This window comes from Pseudomonas sp. LB3P25, assembly GCF_054897985.1.
Map to the genome: position 1 here is coordinate 1820885 of NZ_CM142711.1, position 15813 is coordinate 1836697.

The following is a 15813-nucleotide window of genomic DNA, read 5'->3' on the forward strand; positions in this document are numbered from 1 at the left end:
CAGATAGGACAAGCGCTCTGGCCAAATGTTCAACCTGAATTGATAGAGGCTCGCATCATGCATCAAAGCAGCCAGTTCATTGGCGTCAATTCTGTGACAAATATTGAACTGGATAAAGGCGTTATGCCAGCACCAATTATCAGAAATGCGGACTGGTTTGAAAAGTTTGCTCTGGTCCGTATTACTGACCGCACCCTCTTGCCCGACAGGTGATGTCCTAGGACGCCTGAAGGCGCATGCTGTGCAGATTCGATCAGTGTTCCTTACTGGTACAGGATAGTGGCAATTGGCCGATTTACTAGGGGAAGACGTGCAGTGGGAGGCAATTTCAAGATGGATGGCAGGCTGATTTACTTGATGGGGCCTTCTGGGTCCGGCAAGGACAGCCTCATCGAAGCCGCCCGAGAGCCGTTGCAGACGCTCAATTGTGAAGTGGTGCGTCGGGTCATCACGCGGTCGGCCGAATCAGTGGGTGAGGATGCGATTGGCGTTTCCCGGGAAGAGTTCGAGCAGCAGAGGGTCGAGGGTGATTTCGCGCTGTGCTGGAGCGCCAATGGCCTGGATTACGGTATTCCGATCGAAATAGATCAATGGCTCAATGACGGTCGGCATGTCTTGGTCAACGGCTCTCGCGGCCATCTGGTTGAGGCGCAGCATCGGTATCCAACGCTATTGCCGGTTCTGTTGACGGTCAAGGATGAAGTCCTGCGAGAGCGTCTGCTGCGCCGTGGTCGCGAAAGTTTTGCGGAGATTGAAGCAAGGCTGCACCGCAATGGGTTATTCACGGCAGAGGGTCCAATTGGTGGCAAACAGATCTATCGACTCGACAATTCAGGCGAATTGTCCACCACAGTTGCCAATCTGCTGGACCTGTTGAGGGTTAACGCAGAATCGGATCGAACTTGATCTTGCGCCCGGCAATCAGTGCCAGCACAAACAGCGCACCGAATACGCCGCTGGCGATCAAAGGCAGGGTGACGACCGTATCCTGGACCACTGACAGATGAAGAATGCCGCTCAGTAAGGCGAGGATGAAAAACCCTGCGGCTGATTTGGACATGTGGTGCTCCTGATGGGGTGATTCAAAATACCAAACGTTCTGAAGACTGAGCCGGCAGCAGAATGCCCTCCTGGCTCACCTCTTGGCTGACAAAGCTGCGCTCATCGCTCATTACCGCCAGTTGAGGCGCTCTTTGCACCTGAAGGTAATGAGGCATGCGTTGAGCAATCGGCTCAGCACCGCTCTCGGGGACAAAATGAAAGCCCAACAGAATCGCCAGAGCGATCGCGTTCGAGAGTAAAAGGGCGCTGTTCATGAGGCTGGCCTCCGTTGTTCTTCGAGAACAGCTAAAGCAGCCCGCATGCCAAGAGTCTAACGGTAATTAAATCCTTTAAAAACAATGAATTAAGATATTTGGCCGAAGTGCCTGCATTGCATTTTGCAATGATGGCTTTTTTGCGGTGATGCAATTTGCACGGTAAACAAAGCCACGCTCCTGCGAGGCGTCTGCCTACACTTAAAAAGCCCAACGGACGACATGACAAAAGCAGGCCTGCCCGTTAACATGCACGCCGTCCCTCGCACCGCGTTTCTTCGTGGTCGATCTGTGTCTCAGTAGCTCAATTGGATAGAGCATCCCCCTCCTAAGGGGAAGGTTGGCAGTTCGAACCTGCCCTGGGACACCATATTTTTCAGATCTCCCAGCCACGAAGCTTTGTCGATAGCTCATCTGGCTATCATTGGGCTAGCACCCAGCTTGGCCTGTGGGGCTACCCAGGTTGACAGTGCGGTCAAAACGCCTGGCAGCACCCATACGTATGTTCGGTGAACGAATTCGAGGACGATGTGCGTTGCCCATGCATTTCATGCTGCAAATTCCATTCTCCATTCTCCATCCCGCTGACTTGCTTATAGGCAAAGCATCACTTATGATCCGATGCATGTCAGTGACTAGGAGTATCTCCGGTCTGTTTGGAATGCTGGCCTCTACAGGTGTCTAGTCTCCGTCTTACGTTTGTGTGGGTTATACTGGGTCACACCAGCATAACCTACACAGATAGTAAGGAGTCTCCTCCAGCTCCTCCTTCGCTCCGTCCCTCCCTGCTCCAGCTTGCATCACCTAGGCCTCAGCCCTACCTTTCTTCTCTTTTTTCGCCTTTTCGTGAACACGGCTATCTCTAAGCGTTATCTGTGCTGCCTACGTCGTCGTTTCTCTTGGTTAGCTCGCTTTCAGTATGCTGATTCTTCTGTATTGTATTCCTCAGCCGATTTTGTTTCTCTCGTGGTCTTCTGAAAGTTAGAAGACCTCGAAATTCTGTCTGGAATCGTCTAACATATCTGTTTGATTGGCTAAAACTAAACTCGAAAATAAATAGTTACTGATTTAGATTCGGAAAATTGGGCGAATTAAGCCATGAATAGAAGACCGTTAGAAGAGTTGTTTTTTGCAACGTTTCGAGGAAAGCAAGATTTTTCAGATTTTTCAGGGATTGATGTAAGTACGGCTTATTCAAAAAAAGAATTTGATGGGCGGTCTATATATATTCCAGACAAGTCACTCAAGCTTTACTTGGGGTTCTTAAGTAGGGTGTTGTTTGATCGCCTTCCTGTCAAAGCAGATGTGGTGTTCTCCTACAGGAAGGGAGTTAATGTTGTTGATGCGGTAGAAAAACATTCTGATAACAAATACTTTTTTCAGTCTGATATAGAGAATTTTTTCGGTAGTATTAATCGGAAGATGATCAGTAATACTATTCTAGCTGCCATTGAGCGGTGCCCTATAGCTGATATTGAGGGTTGGATAGATAGAATATTGGATCTGGTAACAGTTGATGGGGTGCTACCACCAGGCTATCCAACTTCTCCGGCAATAAGTAATGCTTGTCTTTATGGGTTTGATAGAAAATTTCTTGCTTGGTGTGATGAGAGCTCCCTTATTTATACCAGATATGCCGATGATCTAATCGTTTCTGGTAAGAGTGAGGAGCAAATGCATTTGCTGATCTCCAAAATTACTGATCTTTTGGATGCCGAGTTCGGCGGGGGGATAAAATTAAACCCTCAGAAGACCAAATTTATCCGTCCCGGTGAAAAAGTCAGAATTCTAGGTGTTGCAATTCTGCCAAATGGGAAAGTTTCAGTTGATGGTAGGCTGAAAAAGAACTCGGAAACAGCAATGCATTTTTTGCTAAAAGATAAAAAGATGTTTGCATCTTTTTTAAAGGAGGCGGATCTAGAAAAGGCGCTAAAAAAATTCTCGGGTCAACTTAATTATATCAATACCGTGGATCCTAGCTTCTTAGATAAGTTACGGAAAAAGTATGGTGCCGCAGCAGTAGATAAAATAATACATATTTCGGTGCCTTCGTAATGCATCTCTATATCGAAGTTAGAAATGTTCAACATATCAACGACCTTCGTATTGATTTAGGTCTCAATATGAATGGGTTGACCTGTATAGTCGGTAAAAATGGGGTAGGCAAAACCACACTAATAAAGTCTATTAGAAACCTTAAAATTGCCGATACGTTTTCAAAAATGGCTCAGCCTGGGGCGATAAAGCCTGGTAGTGAAATAAGTTATATTTGCAATGGTGCGACCTATCATTTTGCGTATGATCATGAGCTCGAGGATCTGAATAGTAAGAATGTCTTCCCTCAAGACTTGAAGAAGCAAATTGAAGTCGAATTACCCATGCCTTGGGGGCAGCGATTTAATGCGTTTCAAAGTATAAGCTCTGCCGATGGCGATATTCGAACCGCAGTTATGCTTGGCGATTATTCCGTGCCCGAAGAGCTAATATTGTTGTTGGCTGATGTGTATGGGGATAATAAATTTTCCGATTTGAAAGAAATTAGAATAGGCAAAAATAATTATTACATAATGCCTTTGAGGGATGATAGATATGTTAGGGAAGACCATCTGAGCTCTGGGGAGTTTTTCTTAATATCGCTTTATAGAAAGATAAAGGGCGAATCTAAGCTTATCGTAATTGATGAAATTGATATTTCGTTAGATGCTGCCGCTCAAAGCCGGCTGATTGGATGGCTTAGAAAGTTTTGCGTGGTGGAGAGTATAAGTATTGTATTCACTACTCACTCCATGGCGATAATGCGAACCATGAATGATGGTGAGCTATTCTATATGAGCTGTGATAATAATCAGATAACGACACAGCCGGTGTCATATAATTATGTAAAGTCGGTTCTTTTCGGGTTTTCGGGGTGGGATCGTTATATTTTGACCGAGGATCCAGTGCTGGAAGGGTTTTTTAAGTTTCTTATGACTACTCATAATATCCCTAATTTCTACTCTTTCCAGATTGTTCCCGTTGGTGGTGGTGACAATGTTGCTCAGTTGCGACAGAAAAATATTAATGATGGTTTCTTCGGCCCAGAGGAACATGTGATGGCTATTCTTGATGGCGATTACAAGGGCACGCGTAGCGGTAGCAAACCAAATACGTACTGCATTCCATTTCAAAGTATCGAAAAAAAGATATTGGAGGATTATAGAAGTGGCAGTTTTACTTTGCCCTCTCCATTGGATATGGATTTGCGAGGCGATAAACTTGACAAGAAGTTTGTGAAGGCCATAAAGAGGCAGTTTAGAATATCGCATCAGGATCTGTATATTTATTTGAATGATAAATATCCTGAGGAAGTCGGGGAGGTATGTCGCGCGCTGCAAGGGTTTCTAAATAGGCCTTAAGATACATACAAAACGCTTATGTGAAGCTGTCTTTGATCGAAATCTATCAGGTGGCTCATTTGCAGTGGGGTCAAGGGCGCGACCGGAGGCCGCAGCTCGCACAGCGAAGCGGGCGGGAACGGGCGAGGATCGTGGCGCAGCGAATCCTTGACGCCTTCCAAAATCGCAATCTGACCGCGTTGGATGGGGGAAGCTCTTATCCCCAGCCGGCGAGCGTCCAGGGCGATCCCTGGGCTGGGGGCGCCCAAAGAGGGCGCGATTTTTGAGGCGCAAAGCGCCGGGCAGTCCAGCGGCACGCTGGCCCACCTTTCGGGACGAAAGTGTAGTGGGTTACACCTCGTGTCGAGGTTAGGGGTGGCGCCACCCTTTGCTCCATTCGCATACTGTTGATAAACAACAAGAGCGATGGAGAAACCGTCATGACTGAAACAAAAACGTTAGTGTTGTCAGAGGAAATGCGGGCGACTTGGGCCAAAGCAGGAGCGATGTTTCCAGGTAAGCAGCTAGATGAGGTTCTGACACGAACCCTGTCTGACTTTTCAAATGATCGAGCGCTGATTGCGTTCTATGAAATTCGGCGAACAGATGTTCCTGCTGTTTTCGACTCGTTACTCAAACTTCAGAACACGGGGTGCGCACGCCGTTACATTGAAACTGATGAAACTGAGTGTCGCGAGGTTTTGAAGGTGGAGGTATCGTTATTGAACGCCATCATGCTTGCCCTTGCACTCGTTCTAGATGTCATCCTAAGTATGATTTTACCAGGAGCCAGCGATGGCAGCGTCTCAATCTCTTCTACAGCACTCAATATTGAGCCATCACCAATAGCCGAGCCCTACATTCCCACTTGGAAGCGCCATTCCCAAGTAATTAGCTATGACAGGCCGTCTTTATGACTTACGCCATTCTGCGCACGAAAAAGCTCAAGAGCTTTGGGGCCGTGGCGCGCTCTGCACGCCACACGTTTCGAGAGCAGCCCACACCGAATGCCGACCCTGTCCATCGGAGCCATAACAGAACGGTTGGCGTTAGGGGTGTCTACGAAGTACTAGAGGCCATCAAGGGGCGGCTGCCCGATAAGCGGAGAAGTGATGCAGTGCTCTGTATCGAATATTTGGTTACTGCGTCACCCGAAGCTTTCGAGCGTCACGGAGGGCGCCTTGACGAACTGGGCGGGGGGTATTTCGCCGATGCGCTAGCGTGGTTGAGGATGCGCCACGGCCAAGAAAACGTTATTAGCTCGACCATTCACCTGGATGAGTTAACCCCGCATCTGGTGGCTTATGTTGTGCCCCGTACCAAAGATGGGCGGTTATCGTGTCGTGACTTCTTGGGAGGCCCCACCAAGCTGCGCGAGATGCAAGACAGTTTTCATGCTGCCTGCGGTGCGGCACATGGCCTGGAGCGTGGTATTAGGGGCTCCAAGGCTAAGCATGAGGAGGTAGCGGCCTTCTACACGACGTTGACTGCGGCTGGCAAAGCGCCACAGCTCTGCCGGAAGGACTATGCAGCGGCAGCGATGGGAATAAAGACTGATGCATGGAAGTACGCCGAGCAGACGGCCAAAAACAGTGCCATACAGGCGGCATATGAGCCACGTCGAAGAAAAGCTAACTTGTCCAGGTCACAGAGCCTAGAAAAGCTGGCGGCCAAATTAAGTTTGAACCAGCAGGCCGTCGCTCATAGGAAAATCGAACATTCCACTAAAGAAGCCGAACTGGAGCAGCGTGCTAGGAGCCTTGCAGTTCGTGAAAAAGAGGTTCGGGCTGTGGAAGATAAGGTTCTGGCCCTTGAAGGGGAGAGAGATGCCCTAGAGAGGCGTTTGGAGATGTTGGAGAGTTTCTCGGTTGTAAGGGAGAAGGCCCCATTCAGAGGCCTCAACTATGACAGTGCTTATTCATTGAGTTAGGCGTTTATTCAAGGCAAAACGGTCTGAAGATATTTCGCCTCCTCAGCGATTTCTATAACCGCCTTCCGTACCGCTTTAGGAAGAAATTTCGCCATTTCAGCGGTCTCAATTTTTGACCGAACTGACTGGTGAATCTCGGCCAGGGCAGTGCTGTCTTCATCGACTGCTTCTCCAGTATCAAAGGCATTAGCAACAGCTTGCCAGAGTAAGGAATTTAAGAGCATCCCCTTCTTCATAAAGTCAGCCGCCCATTCGCGGCAAATATATTTTGCCTGTTCGTCTTTTGGAAAAGTTTTCATTCATTTGACTCCTATGGTCACTGTTGTTTCGTATTTTCTAGTTGCTGGGAGTTTTCCCGGGCGGACGTACAGCTTGTTTATGATTTTTCACTAAGTAACTAGCAAGTGTTGCGGACGTTCTAACTCGCTACACGATCCTGTCTATTTGTTTTAGCTGGTATGAGTTAGCTGGTAGGTTTTTTGTTCATGTGCCATTCTTCGATTGCGTACAGCTCTAGCTCGTACAGTGCCGCTTCATCCCAGTCACCTCCCCGTCGCAAGTTGATCATCTCCCAGAATAGAAGCATGTTGGTATGATCTAGGCGTTCTACCCCCGCCAGACTTACAAGTCGATCCTCACTGGAGCTTCGATACCATGAGACATATGCGTGTGCAAACCAGTTTGAGCCACTCCCTCCTTTGCCTATCAGACACTTAATTTTTTCTACGGTGTGTGCAGATTTAGTCATGTTAGTTTCTTTTTGTTAACCGCGATGTGAGTGGGTAGTGTCAAGGCATGGGCGCTGTAATGTGCGATCAGCTTTTACTAGGAGCATTATGTGTAACTGTAACTGCGCAGTTTTTTTGCGTTTCTTCCTATCTCGCAGGGTTGCCTGTCAATTTGTATTTACCTTTGGTGATGAATTGTGTTCCATCAATATCGATTCCAATAATTCTCGTCCTCTCTTCGCTGTAACGAGAAAAAGTGGATTCTCTGATTAACTTTACAGGTGGGCTTTCACAGTCAGATTTTTTGAAAATAGATGGCCTTTGCAGTAGGTTTTTAAGCCCCAAAGGGTTTCGCCATACATGATTCCTAATGAAGCCTAGAACGCTTTCATCGTTTTCTTTGATGTCTTCCAGGTTTAGTTTGTTGATTTTCCTCAGTAGTGTCGTTACTCTTAGTAGTCCCACGGTTTGATACTGTCTTATGTTCATGGCCTGCAACGCCGCTTTGACTCGTTCGCTATTTTTAATTGATGCTAAGTCACTATCTTCGCGGATGGTGTCTTTGGATAAGTCATCTTTTGAAAGTCTGGATGTAATATTTTCATCTAGATTTGAGATGTCAAATTCTTTCATTATGTATTTGAATACATAGGAAGATGCCCTCCCTTTTTTGTCGTCCCCAAGTACTGTTTTTATCTGGTTGTGTAGTGGAAAGTATTCCTTGCACGAATTGGTGAATTCGTCAATTAGCGAGTGTTGAATAAAAATAATGAGGTGCCAGTGTATGCAGCCATCTTTGTGGGTCTCCACCGTTCTAGCGCCGAAGTATGTATTTGGACTGGCTTTAATTCCTCTCTTGCTAAGCACGGCCCTGATTTTCTTCCAAGCGTAATTTATATGATCGTGGCTTCTCTTTACGCCTAGATCTGGGTTGTAAGAACATTCACTCTTGGCTCCTGAAGGGTTTGGGTGGAATTCTGGCGGGGCAGTAAATGTAAGGAACAGCCACTCCATGCCATTTTCTTTTGCTAACACCTCAAAATTTTTTGTGAAAGCGTAAAGCTCATTAAATCTATTTGAGTGCGAAGCTTTTGCAATTTCAAGCATTGAAAACTGTTTTCCAGTTAATGTGTTTTCCATTGTGAGTTTTGCAAGAGCTTCATTCGTCTTGTTTGTTTTTTCTCTCATTCGATTGACTGTTGCATCTGAACTGTAAATATCGTTGTTGCTGTCACGGCCACCCACTAGCTTGTGTTTGGCCTCGTAGTTCAAGCGTGCGAGATTAACTTTCTTCTCTAGTGCGGTTCGCCAAAACTTGGTGCAAGAAAGCCTTGAATTTATGCCGATTTGTTTATCTGATTCAACAATAATTCCATAGATTCCGGTGTTAAAGTAAAATATCCCATTGAAAAACTGGCATGCGGTCATGTCTTCATTGCCTTTTTGAAGCGCAAGTTGTGACGCCAGAGAGATCACTTGGTTTATTGATAGGCTATAGGCTGGAGGTAATGATTTGAGCGTCCAGGTCAATGCATGTACTGGTTCTCCATCCTCATGTATTTTGAATTTGTTATCAGGGGCTACGACTGGACTTAGGTTTTCCTGTTCTGAATAATTCATACTATTAGGCAATCGTTACGTAGTTTTTGTTGTGGTCGAATCAGCCAGAAACTTTGCTAAGTCACTTAGGCGGTATCTGACAAGCCTTCCAACTTTCATATAGGGTAAATTATGTCTGCCCGTAGACCTCCATACTGAAAGTGTCGATGGTTTTACACCCAATACTTCAGCTGCATCAGTCTCACAGATTTGTATTGGGATGTTTTTAGTGGAAAGGCCTAGGGCGCTAGCTATCTCAATTTTTAACGATTCGATTTTCTTGGCATCGGTCATTCTGTTTCTCAAACGGCTCAATTTCGACCGGGAGAAGCTTTGCACGGTGGGCTTGATGGCGTGGATGGATGAAACTGCGTAAAGCTCAGAAGGTTTCATCCACCCATTCGGTGGGGAGGGTAGGGGGTAATAGGAGTGAATTTTTGGCGGGGTTATTTTCCAGTCGCTTTCGTAATTGATGCACGTGGATCACTTAGATTAGGCAGGACAAGATTTATAATCTGCACAAAATGGCTTCGGCTTGAATGTGATACTGAAACGTTATGTGCCCTACAGGTCGTAGCAATTTCTCCGATAAGGCCTATATGAAAACTATGCCTTGTTCCACTTGTTCGCATATGATTCTCTTTATAGAACTCCGCAGTTCCTCTCATTAGGTCGATAAGTTCAAGGTCGCAGCTCCAGTGCTCTAAATTATTCATGCCCGTTTTGCGCCATTCTGGTAGTTCTGATTTTTCACTATAGAAAATTGACGAAAGATTGCGCGTAACTTCGGATGGAAGTAGGCAGCCTTCCACATCCGAAATGAACTGAGGTAGCAGATCTCTGGATGATTTAGGTAGTGCTAGCCATGTTTTTCGAAGGTTTTTAATTGCGCTTATATAATCATTTAACTTGCCGAGATGTTCCGCTGGGCTTAGGTCTTCGGTAAATAATCTGTCTAAGTTGTCTCTTAAAACAATTTTCCCTAAGATCTGGTCTGCAAGTTCTTCCTGTTTGTCCGGGGCAGTAGTCCAAGAGTTGAAGAGGTGTATGAGTTTTTTTCGTAGAGTTTCATCAGGGGTTGCGTTTTCATAAACGTTGTTTTGCATTTTGTTTTTTTCGGCTTTGTCTGAGTATGTGGTTAGAATCAGATTTTTTTTGCTTGTTCAGAGGGGGGTGTGCTGGATAGTTTTTTATACTTTCCTTGCTCTGTCTCTATTCTCGATTTTGTCTGGCTTCTGCAGCTATGAACATTGCTTTTGTGGCGGTATTTACCGAGTTCCGTACAGGGTCGAGATCAAGGCGGGCGTAGATTCGCGTTGCCTGTGTTGATTTATGATTTAAGCTTTTTCCAATTATCGGCAGGGACGAACCAGTTTTTGCCTGCCAGCTGCCGAGTGTGCGGCGAAGATCATGAATTTGAAGATCGGTCATGTCATACGCGGCTTCTGCGATGTTTAGCTTAATGGCCAACGACTTATAGTGTTTTTCGGCTTTGCTTGGCGCATCCGATATAAGTTTTAAGGCCTCACGGCTTTCTTCTTCATTAAGATGGTTCATCTCATAAAGCAATTGTACCAAACGACTGGTTGTGGCCCGGCGTAAGATAGTTGCCCATGCCGTTTTAGGCTCAACAAGATGCCCGGTTTTGCTTTTGCTGCTTGGGAAAGCGAAGGACGCTCCATTGGCGCGCTGTTTTCGGATCTCCAAAATTGTCACGGCTTCAGGAGAAAGGGTGACATTTTGGGGGGTGCCGTTTTTAGTCTTGCCTATTCGCCAAACTCCACCCACAAGATCTACGTCGTGCCAAGCCATCGCCTGTACGTTTGAGCGCCTTGCGCCTGTGAGTAGCGACACGAAAAAAAAGTCGGCGTTAATGGATTTATCAATTGCATCGAACAGGTGCGGCAGTTCTCCGGCACCTACAAATCGATCTCGTTCTATGCTCGCGTTTTTTTGAATTTGCTGCGCAGGATTTCTGTCGGCGAAAAACCCAAGGTCAATTGCAAAGTTGAAGACGGCTGAAACGATGCGGACAGCTCGGTCAGCCTGAGCGTTGCTTGTACGAGATGCTTTAGCGTGGATAGCTTTAATCTCGTCTCGGGTGATTTGACTTAGCTTTTTCACCGCGATTGAACCTAGGTATATCCGCACTACGTCCGAGTAGTTGGTCTTGGTCTTCGGGGTCAGCGGCGTGCCATCGCGCTTTTTTTTGTTCACTAGGTAGTCACCGAACGCCTCACTAAACGTCATCTCCCTCTTTACCGCTCGGCGTACCTCTGCCGGATTGGAGCCAGTCGCGAACTCCCCGAGCACTTTGGTAGCCTCGTTGCGTGCTTGCTCGACGGTGATATCGGGAAACTGGCCCAGCTTTATCCAAGCCATCGTGCTGCCGGAGCGCTTAACTACATAAAATGTCTTGGCACCTGCCGCTGTTACCCGTAGGGCAAGCTTTGGAATTTCCGTGTCATAGACAGTTTTGCGCTTCCCTGCGTCTGGAAGTGCCAGTGACAACACCTCTCTTTTCGTAAGCTTAATCCGTTCCATTGTCTGACCTTCAAGGCGGGCTAGCACTGGGCTAGCGCGGGCTATCAAATGTGGTTTATTTTGGTAGCGTTTCGTAAAGGTTAGCTTAGGGGGAGAGGCCCGTTTTGTATAGGTGTGTAAGGTTATCTTAAGGTTCGTTAAACTGACAACCTTAACACTCCTAAGGGGAAGGTTGGCAGTTCGAACCTGCCCTGGGACACCATTAATCCAGGCCTCTTCGGTCAACTTCTGACAGGGCAATTCTCCTCGTCAGCAGGTAGCACCAAGAGGCAAAAAAAGCCCCGCCGGGCGATTTTTCGGCGGGGCTTTTTTATGCGCGAGGATAATCCTGTTTTTTGATAACCCACCCTTATTTAGCGCGTACTTAACGGCATGACTTCTCAAGGGAACGCCACTACTGGCCGATAACCCGAACAGTCATAGTCTTCTTCTTAAATTTCCTGGAAATCTTCGATGCTGTCGTATCACCAAAAGCGTTTTTTGATCGTCGATGATTTCTCGGATTTCCGCAGTTCCGTCAGGTCCATGCTGCGCGAGCTGGGCGTCAAGGATGTCGACACCGCCGACACCGGTGAACAGGCGCTACGTATGTGTTCGCAGAAGGCCTACGATTTCATCCTGCAGGACTTTCACCTGGGCGACGGCAAGAAGAACGGTCAGCAGGTGCTTGAAGACCTGATGATCGAGAAGCTGATCAGCCATGAGGCCGTGTTTGTCATGGTCACCGCCGAGACCAGCCAGGCGATGGTGCTCAGTGCGTTGGAACACGAACCCGATGCGTACCTGACCAAACCGTTCAACCGTTCCGGCCTGGCTCAACGGCTGGAGCGGCTGGAGCAACGCAAGACCTTGCTCAAGCCGATTCTGCAGGCCCTTGACCGGGGCAAACCGGTTGAAGTGCTCAATGCCTGCATCGCCCTGTGCAAGCAAGACATCCGCTACTCGCCGTTGTGCCTGCGCTACCGTGCCGATGCCTTGCGCGACCTGAATCAGAACGAGGCGCTGGAGCGTCTCTACGACAGCATCATTGCTGATCGGCCTTTGCCGTGGGCGTTTGCCGGTCTGGGCAAATTGCTGTTCAAACGTGGCCAGGTCGGTCAGGCCAAAGGCGTCTACGAAAAAGCCCTGAAAGTGTTCCCAATGATGCCGGCGCTCTACGACGGCATGGCCGATGTGCTGGTCGCCGAAGGCGACACCAAGGCGGCCCAGAGTGTGCTGGAAGAGGCGATCCGCTTGTCGCCGCTGGCGGTGCGCCGGCAAGCGCAGCTGGGCAAGTTGGCGATGGCCAACGAAGATTTCGACACCGCCTCCAAAGCCTATCGTCAGGCCGTGGCGCAGGGCGCGCAGTCACGTTTCAAGGATGCGGAGAGCAACCTTGGCCTGGCCCACGCCTTGATCAGTAAAGGCAGCGAAAAAGGCCTGGATACCCGGACTCGACTGGAAATCAACACGACGCTGAGTGCGGTGGCCAAGGAAAACCCTTCCGATCCAGGTCTGCAGATTCGTGCGCGACTGATGAAAGCCACCAGCCTGCTACTCAACGATGCCGAAACCGCCGAGAAGCTCACCGAGCAGGCGATGATGCGCCTCGATGGCATGGAACAGTTCATGAGCGCCGAAGCGGCGCTGCTGGTGGCCAAGCAACTGCAGATGCTCGGGCAGGCCAGCGCCGGTGCGTCGATGTTGAAAAACTGCGCAGAAATCTACGGCGACGACCCGACGGTGATGAAGGGCATCGCCAAGCTGACCGACGATCCGACCATCCTCAACTCCGGCAACGCCGCTGCCGACCTCAACCGTCAGGGCGTGCGGGTGTACAAGACCGGCAACCTGGTGGAGGCGCGGGATGTGTTCCGCAAAGCCCTGGCGTTGCAGCCGAAGAACATCAGTATCGCGCTGAACATGGCGCAGTCGCTGCTGCACGGCACCGACACCAGCGCCCCTTCGGCGGAGCTTGAGGAATGTCGGACCTGCCTGAAAATGGTCGGCCTGATGCCCGATACCGATGCGCGTTATTCCCGTTATCAGAAGCTGCGAAGCAAGGCGTTTGGCGAATGAACGACAGCGAACAGGCACTCGATTTTTCCACGGTGATTGCCTCCACCGTGCACGACATGAAGAACTCCCTGGCGATGCTGATGCAGGCGCACAGCCAATGGTTGGCGCGCTTGCCGGATCCGCAGCAGCACACCCCGGAGCAGGGCGTGATCGAATTCGAGTTCGCGCATCTCAATGGCATGCTGGTGCAGTTGCTGGGGCTGTACAAACTCGGCGTCAACCAGATGCCGTTGCAACCGGCCTACCATGAACTGGATGACTTCCTCGAAGCGCAATTAGCCTGCCACCAGGACGTGTTTGCCAGCCGCGGCATCATGGCGACCTATGAAGTGGACCCGCTAAGCCCTCTGGGTTTCTTCGACCGGGAGCTGATAGCTTCTGTGCTGGCCAACAGCATCAACAACGCCATTCGTTACGCCCGCCATGCGGTGTTGATCAGCGTCAGCGATGAAGCCGGGCAACTGGTGCTGACCGTCAACGACGATGGCGAGGGTTATCCATCCGAGATGATCGAGCGTCAGGCCGATTACGTGCAGGGCATCAACCACAGCAGCGGAAGCACCGGCCTGGGCCTGTACTTTGCCGGGCGGATTGCCGCACTTCATCAACGCAATGGCGTGGGCGGACGCACCGACATCAGCAATGGCGGCCCGCTGGGCGGCGGTGTGTTCGGCCTTTACCTCCCCTGACAGGTACATCCCCCGTAGGAGCTGGCGAAGCCTGCGATCTTTTAAACAGCAACGACAAAAGATCGCAGGCTGCGCCAGCTCCTACCGGATTTGTGGTGGCCGAAAATCAGAGGTTTCCAGCCAATGATTTTCTTTTTGTGCGGTGCTTGATATTCCGAACAGGCGGAGCCTATTTTGTACGGGTCGCCGTTCGCGGCTTGCATAACAAAAAGGATTGCGTCATGACAACCGATGGCCATTGTTCACTCGCGGAGCGATTGACGGGCATTGATGAGATTGAATGTGTCACGCCGGACTTGAATGGCGTACCGCGCGGCAAGGTAATGACCGCCGAAGGCTTTCTCGAAGGGCGGCGTTTGCAGATGGCGCGGGGGGTGCTGCTGCAATGCATCATGGGCGGATACCCGCCAGCGCGTTTTTACGGCAGCGATGACGGCGACCTGGCGTTGGTCCCCGACCCGGCGCAGATTCATCGCTTGCCGTGGAGCCAGCAGCCGCGAGCCTTGGCCATTTGCGATGCGCACGAGCTGACCGGCGAAAGCTCGTCTCTGTCGACTCGCGGCCAACTCAAAGCCGTGATCGCGCGTTACGCGGCCCTCGGCTTGGCGCCGGTGGTGGCGACCGAGCTGGAATTTTTTGTCTTCGCACCCAATACCGACCCGACTCAACCGTTCCAGCCGCCGCTGGGCCTGGACGGTCGTCGCGAGGACGGTCTTTCGGCGTTCAGTGTCAGTTCCAATAATGGTTTGCGCCCGTTCTTCGGTGAAGTCTACGCCTGCATGGCGGCCCTGGGCTTGCCGCGCGATACCTTCTTGCACGAGATGGGCATCAGCCAGTTCGAGATCAACTTGCTGCACGGCGACCCACTGCTACTGGCCGACCAGACACTGCTGTTCAAACATTTGCTTAAAGAAGTCGCGCTCAAGCATGGCCTGACCGTGGTTTGCATGGCCAAGCCGCTGGCGCACACGCCGGGCAGTTCGATGCATATTCACCAGAGCATCATCGAGATCGGCAGCGGGCGTAATGTGTTTAGCGACAAGGCCGGTGAGCCGACCGCGACCTTCCGTCATTTCATCGCGGGCCAGCAGGCCGGCATGGCGGATTTCACCGCGTTGTTCGCACCGAACGTGAACTCGTATCAGCGCTTGTGCCATCCCTTCGCATCACCGAATAATGCTTGCTGGTCCCACGACAACCGGGCGGCCGGATTGCGCATTCCGGCCAGTTCGCCCGCCGCTCGTCGGGTCGAGAACCGTTTGCCGGGGGCTGATGCAAATCCGTATCTTGCGATCGCGGCCAGCCTTGCCGCAGGGTTGTATGGCATTGAACACAAACTGGAGCCGAGTGAGCCGATCCAGGGTGAATTCGAAGTGCCGGACAATCTTTCGTTGCCGTGTACCTTGCATGCGGCTCTTGAGCGTCTGAAACGTAGCCAATTGGCGAAGGAACTGTTTGGCAAGGAGTTCATCGAAGGCTACATCGCCTCGAAGACCATGGAGTTGACCAGCTTCTTTGATGAAATTACTCCCTGGGAGCGCCGTGTCCTGGCAGCTCAGGCCTGACGATCCGTCG

Annotated in this window: 16 protein-coding genes and 1 tRNA gene; 10 read left to right on the forward strand and 7 right to left on the reverse strand. The window is 49.9% G+C overall.

Going from position 1 to position 15813, the window contains the following annotated elements; all coding sequences use genetic code 11:
* Nucleotides 1–57 precede the first annotated feature (57 nt).
* Nucleotides 58–213, forward strand: a complete 156-nt coding sequence (locus ACYZTW_RS07950) for a hypothetical protein (RefSeq protein WP_462004419.1) — start codon at nucleotides 58–60, stop codon at nucleotides 211–213.
* Between the two features lie 120 nt (nucleotides 214–333).
* Entirely contained in the window at nucleotides 334–906 is a 573-nt protein-coding gene (phnN, locus tag ACYZTW_RS07955; RefSeq protein WP_462004420.1) for a phosphonate metabolism protein/1,5-bisphosphokinase (PRPP-forming) PhnN, read from the forward strand.
* Here phnN and ACYZTW_RS07960 read toward each other — a convergent pair.
* Together ACYZTW_RS07960 and ACYZTW_RS07965 are read right to left on the reverse strand one after the other, a co-directional pair.
* A complete protein-coding gene (locus tag ACYZTW_RS07960) occupies nucleotides 881–1060 on the reverse strand; it encodes a PA3371 family protein (protein ID WP_123368741.1) in 180 nt (59 codons plus the stop codon). The two genes, phnN and ACYZTW_RS07960, sit on opposite strands and share 26 nt — an antisense overlap.
* A 22-nt stretch (nucleotides 1061–1082) precedes the next feature.
* Nucleotides 1083–1316 carry a hypothetical protein gene (locus tag ACYZTW_RS07965; protein ID WP_462004421.1) on the reverse strand — a complete coding sequence of 78 codons (234 nt, stop codon included), beginning with the start codon at nucleotides 1314–1316 and terminating at the stop codon, nucleotides 1083–1085.
* A gap of 293 nt (nucleotides 1317–1609) precedes the next feature.
* On the opposite strand from ACYZTW_RS07965, the gene ACYZTW_RS07970 reads away from it, so the two are divergent.
* The 5 genes from ACYZTW_RS07970 (at nucleotide 1610) to mobV (ending at nucleotide 6620) form a co-directional block, all read left to right on the forward strand.
* Nucleotides 1610–1686, forward strand: a tRNA-Arg gene (locus tag ACYZTW_RS07970).
* 728 nt (nucleotides 1687–2414) lie between these two features.
* Nucleotides 2415–3371 carry a reverse transcriptase domain-containing protein gene (locus tag ACYZTW_RS07975; RefSeq protein ID WP_462004422.1) on the forward strand — a complete coding sequence of 319 codons (957 nt, stop codon included), beginning with the start codon at nucleotides 2415–2417 and terminating at the stop codon, nucleotides 3369–3371.
* Complete coding sequence (locus ACYZTW_RS07980; protein WP_462004423.1) at nucleotides 3371–4711, forward strand: ATP-dependent nuclease; 1341 nt, start codon at nucleotides 3371–3373, stop codon at nucleotides 4709–4711. The genes ACYZTW_RS07975 and ACYZTW_RS07980 overlap by 1 nt, the downstream gene beginning before the upstream one ends.
* 419 nt (nucleotides 4712–5130) lie before the next feature.
* The gene (locus tag ACYZTW_RS07985; RefSeq protein ID WP_462004424.1) at nucleotides 5131–5607 is read left to right on the forward strand and encodes a hypothetical protein; all 477 of its coding nucleotides are present in this window, start codon (nucleotides 5131–5133) and stop codon (nucleotides 5605–5607) included.
* Nucleotides 5604–6620 (forward strand): MobV family relaxase, encoded by a 1017-nt coding sequence (gene mobV / locus ACYZTW_RS07990; RefSeq protein ID WP_462004425.1) that lies wholly within the window; start codon nucleotides 5604–5606, stop codon nucleotides 6618–6620. Before ACYZTW_RS07985 ends, mobV begins: the two co-directional genes overlap by 4 nt.
* A gap of 8 nt (nucleotides 6621–6628) precedes the next feature.
* Here the strand turns inward: mobV and ACYZTW_RS07995 are convergent, their stop codons facing one another.
* The 5 genes from ACYZTW_RS07995 to ACYZTW_RS08015 form a co-directional block, all read right to left on the reverse strand.
* On the reverse strand, nucleotides 6629–6919 hold the full coding sequence (locus tag ACYZTW_RS07995; protein ID WP_462004426.1) for a hypothetical protein: 291 nt from the start codon (nucleotides 6917–6919) through the stop codon (nucleotides 6629–6631).
* Nucleotides 6920–7495: 576 nt separating this feature from the next.
* A complete protein-coding gene (locus tag ACYZTW_RS08000; RefSeq protein ID WP_462004427.1) occupies nucleotides 7496–8968 on the reverse strand; it encodes a replication endonuclease in 1473 nt (490 codons plus the stop codon).
* Nucleotides 8969–8983: 15 nt separating this feature from the next.
* Nucleotides 8984–9340: a helix-turn-helix domain-containing protein gene (locus tag ACYZTW_RS08005; RefSeq protein ID WP_462004428.1), complete on the reverse strand. Its 357-nt coding sequence runs from the start codon at nucleotides 9338–9340 to the stop codon at nucleotides 8984–8986.
* A 53-nt stretch (nucleotides 9341–9393) separates the two neighbouring features.
* Entirely contained in the window at nucleotides 9394–10053 is a 660-nt protein-coding gene (locus ACYZTW_RS08010; RefSeq protein ID WP_462004429.1) for a hypothetical protein, read from the reverse strand.
* Nucleotides 10054–10159: 106 nt separating this feature from the next.
* Nucleotides 10160–11491 (reverse strand): tyrosine-type recombinase/integrase, encoded by a 1332-nt coding sequence (locus ACYZTW_RS08015; protein ID WP_462004430.1) that lies wholly within the window; start codon nucleotides 11489–11491, stop codon nucleotides 10160–10162.
* Nucleotides 11492–11944: 453 nt separating this feature from the next.
* On the opposite strand from ACYZTW_RS08015, the gene ACYZTW_RS08020 reads away from it, so the two are divergent.
* The 3 genes from ACYZTW_RS08020 to ACYZTW_RS08030 all read left to right on the forward strand — a co-directional run bounded on the left by ACYZTW_RS08020 (nucleotide 11945) and on the right by ACYZTW_RS08030 (nucleotide 15803).
* The gene (locus ACYZTW_RS08020) at nucleotides 11945–13549 is read left to right on the forward strand and encodes a response regulator (protein WP_462004431.1); all 1605 of its coding nucleotides are present in this window, start codon (nucleotides 11945–11947) and stop codon (nucleotides 13547–13549) included.
* Complete coding sequence (locus ACYZTW_RS08025) at nucleotides 13546–14238, forward strand: sensor histidine kinase (RefSeq protein WP_462004432.1); 693 nt, start codon at nucleotides 13546–13548, stop codon at nucleotides 14236–14238. The genes ACYZTW_RS08020 and ACYZTW_RS08025 overlap by 4 nt, the downstream gene beginning before the upstream one ends.
* Nucleotides 14239–14561: 323 nt before the next feature.
* Nucleotides 14562–15803 (forward strand): glutamine synthetase family protein, encoded by a 1242-nt coding sequence (locus ACYZTW_RS08030; protein ID WP_462005721.1) that lies wholly within the window; start codon nucleotides 14562–14564, stop codon nucleotides 15801–15803.
* Nucleotides 15804–15813 lie beyond the last annotated feature (10 nt).

Bases quoted from the DNA above. Each gene is read 5' to 3' on its own strand.
- phnN (WP_462004420.1), top strand. From the start codon at position 334: ATGGATGGCAGGCTGATTTACTTGATGGGGCCTTCTGGGTCCGGCAAG.
- ACYZTW_RS08005 (WP_462004428.1), bottom strand. From the start codon at position 9,340: ATGAAACCTTCTGAGCTTTACGCAGTTTCATCCATCCACGCCATCAAG.
- ACYZTW_RS07960 (WP_123368741.1), bottom strand. From the start codon at position 1,060: ATGTCCAAATCAGCCGCAGGGTTTTTCATCCTCGCCTTACTGAGCGGC.
- ACYZTW_RS07980 (WP_462004423.1), top strand. From the start codon at position 3,371: ATGCATCTCTATATCGAAGTTAGAAATGTTCAACATATCAACGACCTT.
- ACYZTW_RS08025 (WP_462004432.1), top strand. From the start codon at position 13,546: ATGAACGACAGCGAACAGGCACTCGATTTTTCCACGGTGATTGCCTCC.
- ACYZTW_RS08000 (WP_462004427.1), bottom strand. From the start codon at position 8,968: ATGAATTATTCAGAACAGGAAAACCTAAGTCCAGTCGTAGCCCCTGAT.
- ACYZTW_RS07965 (WP_462004421.1), bottom strand. From the start codon at position 1,316: ATGAACAGCGCCCTTTTACTCTCGAACGCGATCGCTCTGGCGATTCTG.
- ACYZTW_RS07995 (WP_462004426.1), bottom strand. From the start codon at position 6,919: ATGAAAACTTTTCCAAAAGACGAACAGGCAAAATATATTTGCCGCGAA.
- mobV (WP_462004425.1), top strand. From the start codon at position 5,604: ATGACTTACGCCATTCTGCGCACGAAAAAGCTCAAGAGCTTTGGGGCC.
- ACYZTW_RS08010 (WP_462004429.1), bottom strand. From the start codon at position 10,053: ATGCAAAACAACGTTTATGAAAACGCAACCCCTGATGAAACTCTACGA.
- ACYZTW_RS07975 (WP_462004422.1), top strand. From the start codon at position 2,415: ATGAATAGAAGACCGTTAGAAGAGTTGTTTTTTGCAACGTTTCGAGGA.
- ACYZTW_RS07985 (WP_462004424.1), top strand. From the start codon at position 5,131: ATGACTGAAACAAAAACGTTAGTGTTGTCAGAGGAAATGCGGGCGACT.
- ACYZTW_RS08030 (WP_462005721.1), top strand. From the start codon at position 14,562: ATGACCGCCGAAGGCTTTCTCGAAGGGCGGCGTTTGCAGATGGCGCGG.
- ACYZTW_RS08020 (WP_462004431.1), top strand. From the start codon at position 11,945: ATGCTGTCGTATCACCAAAAGCGTTTTTTGATCGTCGATGATTTCTCG.
- ACYZTW_RS08015 (WP_462004430.1), bottom strand. From the start codon at position 11,491: ATGGAACGGATTAAGCTTACGAAAAGAGAGGTGTTGTCACTGGCACTT.
- ACYZTW_RS07950 (WP_462004419.1), top strand. From the start codon at position 58: ATGCATCAAAGCAGCCAGTTCATTGGCGTCAATTCTGTGACAAATATT.